10 protein-coding genes are annotated in these 12,550 nt (G+C 67.1%); 8 read left to right on the top strand and 2 right to left on the bottom strand.

What is annotated here, in order from left to right; genetic code table 11:
* Nucleotides 1-4 precede the first annotated feature (4 nt).
* On the top strand, nucleotides 5-3,142 hold the full coding sequence (locus BMX97_RS05885; protein ID WP_091746595.1) for an efflux RND transporter permease subunit: 3,138 nt from the start codon (nucleotides 5-7) through the stop codon (nucleotides 3,140-3,142).
* Nucleotides 3,143-3,147: 5 nt separating this feature from the next.
* On the top strand, nucleotides 3,148-4,875 hold the full coding sequence (locus BMX97_RS05890) for an efflux transporter outer membrane subunit (protein ID WP_244538302.1): 1,728 nt from the start codon (nucleotides 3,148-3,150) through the stop codon (nucleotides 4,873-4,875).
* Nucleotides 4,876-4,987: 112 nt separating this feature from the next.
* On the opposite strand, the gene BMX97_RS05895 is transcribed toward BMX97_RS05890, so the two are convergent.
* Both BMX97_RS05895 and BMX97_RS05900 read right to left on the bottom strand, forming a co-directional pair.
* Nucleotides 4,988-5,308, bottom strand: a complete 321-nt coding sequence (locus tag BMX97_RS05895) for a hypothetical protein (protein ID WP_091746598.1) — start codon at nucleotides 5,306-5,308, stop codon at nucleotides 4,988-4,990.
* Nucleotides 5,309-5,365: 57 nt separating this feature from the next.
* Nucleotides 5,366-6,847, bottom strand: a complete 1,482-nt coding sequence (locus BMX97_RS05900) for a methyl-accepting chemotaxis protein (RefSeq protein ID WP_091746601.1) — start codon at nucleotides 6,845-6,847, stop codon at nucleotides 5,366-5,368.
* 211 nt (nucleotides 6,848-7,058) lie between these two features.
* Between BMX97_RS05900 and BMX97_RS05905 the strand changes: the two genes are divergently transcribed.
* From BMX97_RS05905 to BMX97_RS05930, 6 genes are all read left to right on the top strand, one after another.
* Nucleotides 7,059-7,529 carry a PAS domain-containing protein gene (locus BMX97_RS05905; protein ID WP_091746604.1) on the top strand — a complete coding sequence of 157 codons (471 nt, stop codon included), beginning with the start codon at nucleotides 7,059-7,061 and terminating at the stop codon, nucleotides 7,527-7,529.
* A gap of 207 nt (nucleotides 7,530-7,736) precedes the next feature.
* Complete coding sequence (locus tag BMX97_RS05910) at nucleotides 7,737-8,729, top strand: DUF808 domain-containing protein (RefSeq protein WP_091746607.1); 993 nt, start codon at nucleotides 7,737-7,739, stop codon at nucleotides 8,727-8,729.
* Between the two features lie 267 nt (nucleotides 8,730-8,996).
* A complete protein-coding gene (locus BMX97_RS05915) occupies nucleotides 8,997-9,260 on the top strand; it encodes a hypothetical protein (RefSeq protein ID WP_091746610.1) in 264 nt (87 codons plus the stop codon).
* A 9-nt stretch (nucleotides 9,261-9,269) separates the two neighbouring features.
* On the top strand, nucleotides 9,270-10,316 hold the full coding sequence (locus BMX97_RS05920) for a DUF2169 family type VI secretion system accessory protein (RefSeq protein ID WP_091746613.1): 1,047 nt from the start codon (nucleotides 9,270-9,272) through the stop codon (nucleotides 10,314-10,316).
* Nucleotides 10,313-11,356, top strand: coding sequence for a DUF4150 domain-containing protein (locus BMX97_RS05925; protein WP_177202131.1), 1,044 nt, complete (start codon nucleotides 10,313-10,315; stop codon nucleotides 11,354-11,356). The genes BMX97_RS05920 and BMX97_RS05925 overlap by 4 nt, the downstream gene beginning before the upstream one ends.
* Nucleotides 11,357-11,386: 30 nt before the next feature.
* On the top strand, nucleotides 11,387-12,361 hold the full coding sequence (locus tag BMX97_RS05930; protein ID WP_091747033.1) for a type VI immunity family protein: 975 nt from the start codon (nucleotides 11,387-11,389) through the stop codon (nucleotides 12,359-12,361).
* The last annotated feature ends 189 nt before the right edge of the window (nucleotides 12,362-12,550 follow it).

Below are 12,550 nucleotides of genomic sequence, written 5' to 3' on the forward strand. Positions count from 1 at the left end.
CCGCATGAACCGCCTGATCGACTTCGCCCTGCGCCAGCGGGTGCTGGTGCTGCTCCTGTTCCTGGCGATGCTCGGGATCGGCTACGCCAGCTTCCAGCAGCTCAACATCGAGGCCTATCCGGACCCGGTGCCGCCGCTCGTCGACGTCATCACCCAGAATCCGGGCCAGTCGGCCGAGGAGATCGAGCGCTACATCACCATCCCGCTCGAGGTGCAGCTCGCCGGCATCCCGAACGCCACGGTGACGCGGACGATCTCGGTCTTCGGCCTGTCGGACGTGAAGATCCAGTTCACCTACGACTTCACCTACCAGGAGGCGCTGCAGCGGGTGCTCAACCGGCTGTCGCAGCTCTCGCCGCTGCCCAACAACGCCCAGCCGCAGATCTCGCCGACGAGCCCGATCGGCGAGATCATGCGCTACCAGGTGGCGGGCCCGCCGGGCTTCTCCTCGACCGACCTCAAGACCCTGCAGGACTGGGTGCTGCAGCGCCGCTTCAAGGCGATCCCCGGCGTCGTCGACGTCTCGGCCTTCGGCGGCAAGACCAAGGAGTTCGAGGTCGCGGTCGACCTGCACAAGCTCCAGGCCCAGGGGCTGACCCTGGTCCAGCTGGTCACGGCGCTCAACAACTCGAGCACCAATGTCGGCGGCCAGACCCTCAACGTCGGCGAGCAGTCGGCGGTGGTGCGCGGCATCGGGCTCATCCGCGACATGGACGACATCCGCAGCACGATGATCAGCCAGGTCGGCGGCGTGCCGGTGCTGGTGGGCGACGTGGCCGAGGTCCAGGTCAGCAACGCGCCGCGCCTCGGCATGGTCGGGCACGAGAACGACGGCGACATCGTCGAGGGCATCGTGCTCCTGAGCCGCGGCGGCCAGAGCCTGCCGACGATCCAGCGCGTCGAGGCCGAGATCGAGAAGATCAACGCCTCCGGCATCCTGCCGCCCGGCGTGCAGGTGGTGCCGCTCTACGACCGCAGCGCGCTCATCCACACCACCACCCATACGGTGATGCACAACCTCGTCTTCGGCGTGGTGCTGGTGTTCCTGGTGCAGTGGCTCTTCCTCGGCAGCCTGAAGAGCGCGATCATCGTCGCGGCCACGATTCCCTTCGCACTCGGATTCGCCATCGCCATCATGGTGGCGCGGGGCGAATCGGCCAACCTCCTGTCGCTCGGCGCGATCGATTTCGGCCTCATCGTCGACGCGACGGTGATCATGGTGGAGAACATCTTCCGCCACCTCGCCGAGCATAAAGGGCCGGCGAAAGCCGGCAGCGGGCTCAAGCTCGGGCTGATCGCGTCGGCCGCCCGCGAGGTCAACCGGGCGATCTTCTTCTCCGCCTCGATCATCATCGTGGGCTTCCTGCCGCTCTTCACGCTCACCGGCGTCGAGGGCCACATCTTCGGGCCGATGGCGAAGACCTATGCCTACGCGCTCGTCGGCGGGCTCATCGCCACCTACACGGTGTCGCCGGCGCTCTCGGCCCTGATCCTGCCCGACCACGTCGAGGAGCGCGACACCATCGTGGTCAAGGTCCTGCGGGCGCTGTTCCGGCCGCTCCAGGGCTTCACCCTCAACAACCGGATCCTGACCATCCTGGTGACGGTGGCGATGCTCGGCTGCACCGGGGTGGCGATGCGCACCCTCGGCCTCGAGTTCCTGCCGACACTCGAGGAGGGCAACCTCTACATCCGCGGCACGATGCCGGCCTCGATCTCGCTGGAGGCCGGCAACCCCTACGTCGAGCGGATGCGCAAGCTGATCGGCTCCTACCCGGAGGTGACCACGGTCGTCTCGCACCAGGGCCGGCCCGACGACGGCACCGACGCCACCGGCTTCTTCAACGTCGAGATCTTCGCCCCCCTCAAACCCGCCGACCAGTGGCGGCCGGGGCTGACCAAGGAGAAGCTGATCGAGGAGATCTCGGGGCGGCTGCGCGAGGAGCTGCCCGGCATCGAGTTCAACTTCTCCCAGTACATCCAGGACAACGTCCAGGAGGCGGCCTCGGGCGTGAAGGGCGAGAACTCGGTCAAGATCTACGGCAGCGACCTGCAGGAGATCACCCGCACCGCCGAGGCGGTGAAGGCGGCGCTCGCCACGGTGCCGGGGGTGACGGATCTGGCGGTGTTCACCTCGCTCGGCCAGCCGACGGTGCGCATCGACATCGACCGGGCGCGGGCTGCCCGCTACGGGCTGGCGCCCGGCGACATCGCCACCACGATCTCGGCGGCGATCGGCGGCCAGACCGCCGGCGACCTCTACGAGTACGGCAGCGACCGCCACTTCCCGATGCGGGTGCGGCTGGCGCCCGAGTACCGCCGCTCGCTCGAGACCATCCGCAACATCACGGTCGGGGCGGCGTCGCCGAGCGGCGGCGTAGTCCAGGTGCCGCTCTCCGAGATCGCCCGGGTCCAGCTCGTCTCGGGCGCCGCCTTCATCTACCGCGAGAACCAGGAGCGCTACATCCCGGTCAAGTTCAGCGTGCGCGGGCGCGACCTCGGCGGCGCGGTGATCGAGGCGCAGCGGCGCGTCGCCGAGCAGGTCGAGCTGCCGGCCGGCTACCACCTCGAATGGGTCGGCGAGTTCAGCAACCTGCAGGGCGCCATCGCGCGGCTGAAGCTCGTGGTGCCGCTCACCATCGGGCTGATCGCGCTCCTGCTCTACGTCAACTTCGCCTCGCTCACCGACACGCTGCTGACGCTCAGCGTGATCCCGATGGCGCTGATCGGCGGCATCTTCGCGCTGGTGCTGACCGGCACGGCGTTCTCGGTCTCGGCGGCGATCGGCTTCATCGCGCTGTTCGGCATCTCGACCATGGAGGGCGTGATCCTGCTCTCCTACTGCAACCAGCTGATGGACGAGGGCTGGGCGCGGGCGCAGGCCATCCACCACGCCGCCGACGTGCGGATGCGGCCGGTGATGATGACCTGCGTGGCGGCCTGCGTCGGCCTCCTGCCGGCGGCGATCTCCACCGGCATCGGCTCGCAGGTGCAGAAACCCCTGGCGCTGGTGGTGGTGGGCGGCATCCTGCTCGCCCCGATCCTGATCCTGGTCGTGCTGCCGGTGCTGATCGCGGCCTTCTCGCGCCATCGTCCACGCCTGCCTGTCGCCCCGGTGCGACAGCCCGAACCGGCGGAGTGAGCTAGATGCAGCCCGGTTCCGACACGCCCGCCCCTGCCGACGCCAGCATGCCCCACACCGTGCGCGCCCTCCTGCGCCTCGCGCCCATGCCCGCCGCCACCGTCGCGGCTGCGCCCGCGGCCGCGCGCGACGACGCCCCGATCCGGGTGTCGGTCGCCGCGGACGACCGGGCCGCGGGCCCGGGGCCGGACGGGGCGCCCGGCCCCGCCGCCCGCCCGGCTGCCCGCACCGCGGCGCGGATCCTGGCGGCGGCGCTGGCGGCCTCCGCCGCCTCGGCCTGCATGGTCGGGCCCGACTTCCAGGGCGCGACGCCGCCGCCGGTGACGGGCTACACCCGGGAATCCCTGCGCGACCCGGCGCTGGGCCGCGAGGATCGCCGCGGCGGCGCCATCGCCCAGAGCTTCGCACCGGGGCGCGACGTGCCGGGCGAGTGGTGGACGCTGTTCCGCTCGAAGGCGCTGAACGGCCTGGTGGCGGAGGCGCTCGCCCGCAACCCGACCCTCGACGCCGCCCAGGCCAGCCTGCGGGCGGCGCGGGCCACCACCGAGGCGCAGCGCGGCGCGCTGTTTCCGCAGGTCGGGTTCAACGCCCAATCCTCCTACAACAAGGCCCCGGGCGGCGACCTGCAATCGCCGCTCAACAACAACTCGCTGCTCTACAGCCTCGTCACCCCGCAGGTGACGGTGAGCTTTTCCCCCGACGTGTTCGGCGGCACCCGCCGGGCGCTCGAGGCGCAGGCGGCGCAGGAGGAGGGCCAGCTCTGGCAGCTCGAGGCGGCCTACCTGACTCTCAGCTCCAACGTCGTCGCGGCGGCGATCCAGGAGGCGTCGCTCCGGGCCCAGATCGCCGCGACCGAGAAGGTGATCCAGGCCCAGACCGACCTCCTCAACCTGATCACCAAGCAGCAGAATGCCGGCCAGGTGGCGGGCGCCGACGTGGTGCAGCAGACCGCCCTGCTCGCCCAGTCGCAGCAATTGCTGCCGCCGCTGCAGCGGGCGCTGTCGCAGCAGCGCAACCTGCTCACGGCGCTCGCCGGCCGCTTCCCGAGCGAGGAGGTGAGCCAGACCTTCACGCTGGCTTCGCTCCACCTGCCCCGGACCCTGCCGGTGAGCCTGCCCTCGCGGCTGATCGAGCAGCGCCCGGACGTGAAGGCGGCGGAGGCCGCGGTCCACGCGGCGAGCGCCCAGGTCGGCGTCGCGGTGGCCAACCGCCTGCCGCAATTCACCATCTCGGGCGCGGTCGGCGCCAGCGCCACCAACTTCGCCGCCCTCCTCAACCCGGCCGCCAGCCTCTGGACCATCGCCGGCGCGGTCGCCCAGCCGCTCTTCGACGGCGGCACCCTCTTCCGGCGCCAGCAGGCGGCGGAGGAGACCCTGGTCGCGGCGCAGGCCCAGTACCGCGCCACCGTCATCGGCGCCTACCAGAACGTGGCGGACTCGCTTCGCGCCCTCCAGGCCGACGGCCGCGCCGTGGCGGCGGCCAACGCCGCCGTCTCGGCGAGCCGCCAGAGCGTGGAACTGGTGCGCAAGCAGTTCGGCCTCGGCGCCGTCAGCAGCGCCTCGCTGCTGATCACGCAATCGGCCTATCTCCAGGCGCTGGTGACCCAGGCCCAGGCCCAGGCCAACCAGTACGCCGACACCGCGGCCCTGTTCCAGGCCCTCGGCGGCGGCTGGTGGAACCGCCGCGACGCGAAGCCGGCGCGCGACCCGAAGGACCCGGCGCCGTTCCTGTGAAGGCCGGCCGCTAAGCGGATTTCGCCGAAGTGGTTACCGGTTCGGCGCCGTAAATCTGCGACAGAACAAGAACCCAAGCGGGCGAAGCGTTGGCCTGCCAACGCAAGTCTGCTTAGGCCGTCGCGGTGGCCGAGAGCCGGTCGGCGGCGCCGAGCACCGCCCGGATGCACACGACGAAGCGCTCGATGATCGCGACCAGCACCCGGCGGTCGGGGTCGTCGGCCGACAGGGCGTCCAGCACCGGGACGAAGGCCTCGACGAGTTCGCGCAGGCCTGACTGGATCGCCTCGCGCAGGAGATCGATCTGGTGGCCCCGGGGCCCGAGATCGGCGCCGGCCGAGGCGGCCTCGACCAGGATCGCCGCGAGCCGCCGGTACGCCTCGGCCCCTCCCCGAGCCGGCGAGGGGAGCGGGAAGGAGGAGATCTCGGTCATGGTGGGTCTGCCCGCCTGAAGGGATCCGGGGAACGCGGCTGCGGCATGGCGGGTTTTTCAGCGCGCCAGCACGCGGGCGGCGCCCTTGGTGGTCTCCACCGCCTGCGTGACGCTGCCGACCGCCGCCGAGATCGCGCCGATATTCTGCGCGATCGCGCCCATCGCCCCGGACGCGTCCTGCATGCTGGCCGACATGTCCTGCGTCACCGCGCTCTGCTGCTCCACCGCGGCGGCCGTGCGCACCACGTAGTCCCGCAGCGCTTCGACCGAGGCCTGGATCGCCTGCAGCGATCCGACGACCTGGCCGGAGACGGCCTGGATGCTTCCGATCTCGGCGCCGATCTGCTCGGTGGCGCGGGCGGCCTGGTTGGCGAGGTTCTTGACCTCGGCCGCCACCACCGCGAAGCCGCGGCCGGCCTCCCCGGCCCGGGCCGACTCGATCGTTGCGTTGAGGGCCAGGAGGTTGATCTGGCTGGCGATGGTCTGGATCAGGCCGACGATGCCGTTCATCGCCGCCGCCGTGGTGGTGAGCTTCTGCGTCAAATCCCCGGCGGCGCTGGCCTGGGCGTGCGCCTCGTCGCTGATCGCCCGCGCCCGGACCATGCTGGCGGCGATCTCGTTGACCGACTGGGCCAGTTCCTCGGCCGCGGCGGCCACCGACTGTACGTTGGTGGAGGTCTTGCCCGCCGCGAGCCGCGCCTGCTCAGCCTCGCCGTTCGAGCGCGCGACCGCCTGGTCCACCTCGGCGAAGTTCTCGTCGATCAAGACCTTCAGCTCGGTGAGGCGCTTCACCTCAGCGGTGACGTCGCTGGCGAACTTGACGATCTTGGCGACGCGACCGTGCTGGTCGAGGATCGGGTTGTACGAGCCCTCGATCCAGACCGGCCGGCCGTCGCGGGTGAGGCGCCGGAACTGCGCCGCCTGGTACTCGCCGCGCCGCAGCCTGTCCCAGAACTCGGCGTAGTCGCGGCTCTCCCGGGTCTTGGCATCGACGAAGATCGCGTGGTTCTTCCCCCGGATCTCGTCGAGGCCGTAGCCCATCAGGGTGAGGAAGTTCTGGTTGGCGGTGATGAGGGTGCCGTCCGGCAGGAACTCGACCGCGGCCTGTGACCGGCTGATGGCGGCGATCTGGCTCGAATAGTCGAGGTTGAGCAGGCGGGCGCTGGCATCGCTCCACTCGACGACGAAGCCGAGGCGGTGGGCCGGCTCGCCCAGCGGCGTCACCAGGAGATCGAACACCCGCTGGCCGACGCGGATCGTGGCCTCGTGCGGCTTGTCGAGGGCCGCGAGCATGCGGCGCTGGTGGGTGGGCGTCTTGTGGAAGATGTCGATGTTGCTGCCGATGAGCTTGGCGGCGTCGAAGCGCGGCAGCTCGGCTTTGAGGTCGGCCTCGGCGTCCTCCATGAACCGCCGCAGCGCCGGGTTCATGTACGTGATGTTCATGTCCGCATCGGCGATCATCACGTTGGTGCGCAGCGCGGCGAGCGCCGCGATCTCCAGGCCGTTCGCCGTCGGACGGCGCTTGAGCAGCGATTTCATGACGCCTCACACTATCCCGGTCGTGCCGCAGAGGGGCGCTTCTGGTCTTCACGGAGCGCCGGCCGTTGCTTGTCGACACTTGGCAAAAATTCCTAACGAGATCCTAATTACAGCGGTCTGGGCCGGGATCTCACCGTTATGGGCGCCCGCGCCTCGGTGAGAAGACGTTAACGAAACCTGATTATCGGAGAGGCGTGGGGGAGCCGGAGCCATGACCGTCGTCGATCTCGTCCGCCTGTTCGCCGAGGACCTGGATGTCGCGGTGCTCGTGACCGACGCGCAGCTCGACCGCCCGGGGCCGCGGATCCTGTATGCCAATCCCGGCTTCGCGCGGATGAGCGGCTACGCGGCGTCGGAGCTGGTCGGCCTGTCGCCGCGCGTCCTGCAGGGGCAGGGCACGAACCGGGAGGGAACGCGCCAGGTTCAACGGGCCCTGCGGGCCGAGGGCCGGTTCGTCGGGTGCCTGCAGAACTACCGCAAGGGCGGCGATGCCTACCTGTGCGAGATCGACGTGCGGGCCATCCGGCGGCTCGACGGCGCGCCCGAGGCCTACATCGCGTTCGAGCGCGAGGTCGTCCGCCGCCGCGGCCGCCCGACCCGCGGCGGGGCCGGCCGGTACAGGCCCGTCGCGGAGACCCCGGCCCCCGTCTTCCCGCCGGATCGGATCCCGGTGTTCGACTGACGCCGCATCCGCCGGGGCGGGTCCGGCGGGGATTTCGAGAGGCCGTGGCCGGAACCGGCGCGACGCGAGGCGCCCGACGAATCCCTCGCCGGTCGGGCGGGATGTTGACGTCCGCGCGGATCGAAGACCACCCTGGCCCGTTTCCGGCGACGCCGTCGTCGCCAGGATGGGACGCGAAGGGGGAAACGGTATGGGCCGGGGGACATTGTGAGCGTCGGATTGTTGGCTCTGCTGGACGACGTCGCCTTCATGGTGAGGAGCGCGGCGGCCTCCCTCGACGACGTCGCGGCGCAGGCCGCGCGGGCCGGGACGAAGGCCGCCGGCGTCGTCATCGACGACGCGGCGGTGACGCCGCGCTACGTCGTCGGCTTCGCGGCCGAGCGCGAATTGCCGATCGTCGGCAAGATCGCGCTGGGATCGCTGCGCAACAAGCTGCTGTTCCTCCTGCCCGGCGCCCTCGCGCTGAGCGCCTTCGCGCCGTGGGCGATCACCCCGCTCCTGATGCTGGGCGGCGCCTATCTCTGCTACGAGGGCGCCGAGAAGATCTACGAGGCCCTCTTCCCGCATGCCGCGCACGGGGACGAGGAAGCGCAGCCGGCCGGCGCCGGGCACGACCCGGCCCTGGAGGAGCGCCGGGTGGCGGGCGCCATCAAGACCGATTTCATCCTGTCGGCCGAGATCATGGCGATCACCCTCGCGGCCCTGCCCGAGGGCAGCGTGTGGATGAAGGCGGCGGTCCTGGGAATCGTCGGCGTCGGCATCACGGTCGGGGTCTACGGCGTCGTCGCCCTCATCGTGAAGGCGGACGATGCCGGGCTCGCCCTCGCCCGCAGCCGGGCGGGCGCGCCCTTCGGCAACCTCATCCGGGCGACCGGCCGCTTCGTGGTCCGGGGCATGCCGGTCCTGCTCAAGGTGCTCGCCGTCGTCGGCACGGCGGCGATGGTCTGGGTCGGCGGCGGCATCCTGATGCACGGGCTCGAGGGCTACGGCCTGTCGGCCCCGGCGCACGCGGCGCATGCCGCAGCGGAAAGCCTGGGCGCGCTGCTTCCATCCGCCAGGGGCGCCATCGAATGGCTGGTGACGGCCGCGGCCTCGGGCCTCGTCGGCCTCCTCGTCGGCGGGGTGCTGATCCCGGTGGTGAGCGGCGTGTCGGGCCTGCTGCGCCGTCGCGGCGCTTCCGCCGGGAAGCATCACGCATAGACCGGGGCGTGATCGCCCGCGCGGCGGTCCGGCCCCCGTCTTCGGCGGCTCGCCGGTCTCCCGCCGCGACCTCGCCGGAAGGCGCGGCGGCGGCCTCGCCAGGACATGGGCGGCGGCGAAGGGTCGGATCGGTCACGATCCGGAGCGATGATCTTGCCTTCCTCTAGGTCCTTCAAGCTGTATCGACTTCCGCCAGCAGCGAATGTAGGTTGCAGTATCGGCCGATCGACAGCCGCCGCGGCCGGCCGGAGGCGGGAGAGCACGGCCATGAACCAGATGCGCCACGACCTGGCGGGCGCGCACCCGCTCGACCCCGCCGGGACGCCGCCCGGCGAGGCCTCGCCCGCCGATCTGGCGGCCCTCGCCCGGATGGTGCGCGTCGACGCCGCCACCGGCGACCTCGTCATCGCCAACGGCGTCGCCCGGCTGGTGCTCAAGCGGGACGGCACCATCCGGGTCGAGGGCGTGCGGATCGTCGGGACGGCCGACGAGACGATCGCGTTGCGCGCCGCCGTGATCGACCTGAACTGAGCCGCCGTCATGTGGGCGGTGGACAACCGCACCCCGTTCGCGGCGCAAGGCTCGTTCCTGCGCGACCGGCACGGGGTGGAGCACTGGGTGGTGGCGGTGCGCGCCTGCTTCTCGCTGCGCGCCGACGGCCTCCTGGACATGGCGCCGGAGCCTCCCCCGGTCCGGCTCGTCGGCGAGTACGTCGACGGGCAGGCCCGCGAGATGAAGGCCGCCGCCGACATCGCGCCGTTCCGGCCGGCGGCCGACATCCTGGTGCGGGGCACCGCCTGCGCCCCCGGCGAGGCGGTGCGACGGACCTGCGCCGTGCGCGTGCGCGTGGGAGCGATCGAGAAGCGCGCCCGCGTCACCGGCCGGCGGGTGCTGCGGCGCACCGGGGGCCGCCGCGGCCGCCTGACCCTGGACGGCCCGGAGGACTTCGCCGGCGTGCGGCTGGTCTGGCGCGCCGCCCTCGGCGGGGTCGATCCGTTCGCGGAGCCCGGCAGCCCCGCCGCCGCGCCGCACCCGCACAACCCCGTCGGGCGGGGCTGGACGGCGCGATGGTCCGACCTGCCCGAAGGCGCCGAACTGGCGCTGCCCCTGATCGAGGACCCGGCCCGGCCGGTCGTGCCCGGCCGGCCGCTGCCGCCGCCGCACGGCTTCGGGCCGCTCCAGCCGGCCTGGCGCCCCCGCCTCGACCATGCCGGCACCTACGACGAGGCCTGGATGGCGACCCGCGCGCCGCTGCCGCCGGAGGATTTCTCCGAGGCCTTCCACCAGACCGCCCCGGCCGACCAGATCTATCCGGGGGTGCTGCGCGGCGGCGAGCCGGTCGAGGTCGAGGGCCTGCACCCGGACGGTCCCTACGCCTTCCGCCTGCCGCAGGTCCTCCTGGAGGCCCGCACCCGCATCGGCACAGCGCGCACGCAGGAGCGGCTGCGCCTCGTCGCGGCGATCCTCGACGGCAGCGCGCGCAGCGTCGAGCTGATCTTCAACGCCGCCGTGGCGTGCAACGGGCGCGACCACGCGGTCGAGGGCTCGACCGTGACGGTGCGGCAGATGGCGGGGGTGGCGCGGTGAGCGGCCTGACCTCGAACGAGACGGTGAAGATCAACGACCTGACCCTGTGCCACAAGCACTCGGCGATCGGCTTCGTGCGCGCGACGCTGCCGGACGTGTGCCGCTCGCCGGTGGCGCCGGTGCCGTATTCGAACGTCGCCTATGCCCGCGACCTGGAGAACGGGACGGTGACCGTCCGATCGCATGGCGGGGCGATGAACGGGGTGAAGGGCTCGCGCTTCTACCCGTCCTACGACGACGAGCCGGGCACGGGCGGGGGCGTCACCTCGGGGGTGAACCGGCACGAGGCGACGTGGCTGTCCTGGTCGCCGAACGTGTTCATGGAGGGCCGGCCGGTCACGCGGTTGACCGACAAGATGTTGATGAACCGGGGGAATACGGTCAGCGTCGGGGGATATTTTACAGGGAATCCAGAAGGTCATTCAGTCACGCTATTGAATTCTTTTTGTGATTCGGCCTGCGAATGCAAGGGCAAAGGAAACCAGAAATGCGTCGAGCAAGACCTTGACAGGAAATTTGCTGGAAGCAGAGATCAAAATAATGGAGTATGGCCCGAAGCAACATACGCGAAACAGGGAAAAGATTGGTTATTACGGAGAGGCCCGGATGGCCTTCCTATACAAGGAGATTTCCATCCCGATTTTTGGTTCACGAGACCGGATATAACTGTGTTAAAAGACGGCAAAGTGTCAGATATATATGAAATGAAATTTGGCCCGGATGGCGACAGGCCCTACAAAGATGGTACGACGCAATTTTCAAGATATAAAGCCATCGCCTTGAGCAATAACGCCCGATTCAAATCCATCGATATTGACGAAGATTGTGAATGCGATAGCAATAACAAGAAAAAAGCTCAAGAAAAAACGTCGCCCGCACCGCAAGGGCATTCTGCACCGAGCATAAGGCCAATGCCGCCAATCATGCCGATGCCGGGAAATCGAGGTGGCATGGGTGGTCAAATACCAGTCTTTCCAGGCGGTCGTGGCGGTTTGCTAGGGAGTGGGGGTGGTGGCGTGAGGCTTCAACCGAAGCTTTAAATACAATTATGCACGAAGGATTAAAAAACTATGACTAAAGATGGTCCTTATCGCACAGGAGAGGCTTATTTCGGAGTATATGACGATTATTCCATAAAAAACAAATCCGGATCTGATAAGATAAAAATCGGAGTAGTTATACTAATTTACTTTGCAGAAACCCATAATGATACAAAACCAGAGGCTCGACTAAAAATACTAGAAAACTATCTTGAAGAATTTTCTAGATATGCGGCCGCATATATGCCGCTTAACTCTCCATTCTTTAAGAAAGGGGACAAAAATGAGATACTTCATTATTTCAATAATATAATATCAGATAAGACATCAGAACGCATGTCTATAAAAATTACAGATATAGATGAAAACGATAAAAAAACCCTTCCTGCATATTATCTTGATATATCTGCTGGGCCTGAAGAAGATCAGCTAGGACAAGTGCTTTGCTATCTTCCTGGATCATGGCTTGACACAGCAGGCCCTAAAGGCCTGATACGCCTGGTAGAACGTTGGGCCTCCTGGATTGAAGCAAATTATGGCACGGCAGGACTTGGGTTTCAATTTCGCGAGGGAAATTGCCACGGGACGGCCGACTTGCTATTTCCATACTTGAAAAGATACCCTGGATTTGAGATTGGCGACGGATTCACTTGGCGCCTTGAGAATCGGTATGGCAATCACAGTCGAAAGATAAGATCGACAAATTGGCTTACAATTATTGATAGGAATTTTACTGAGGATTTAGGCGGTTTATCATTGATAGAAAAATCACCAACGCGCAATTATGATCTCCATCATTACAAAAATGGTATCATAGTTCAAGCTGGACATGAACCGCAAGTTGGTGATTTTAATTATGCGGATATACCAGAGTCATATCGATCAGTGGCTGATTTATTGCGTCCTATACGCTGCGAAAAATTTCAACGCGTCGGTCTGTTTGAGACTCCCTATCCCTTAGATGAAATCCAAGAAACGGAGGCCTGGATATCTCGGTTTGATTGATTTTGACGATATTCTATTTTTTAATCGCCTTGTTTTGTGATAATTTATTTTAAAATTAAATAATTTAAATTCCTCGCTAATATTTAATTTTACTGACAAATATATTTGATTTGCAAGAAATTAAACAATCGTCAATTACATATATTCACATATAATCTAAAGCAAATCGAGATTATCGAAAATCTAGCA

This window comes from Methylobacterium sp. ap11, from assembly GCF_900110515.1.
In the GTDB taxonomy this organism is placed as follows: Bacteria; Pseudomonadota; Alphaproteobacteria; order Rhizobiales; family Beijerinckiaceae; genus Methylobacterium; species Methylobacterium ajmalii.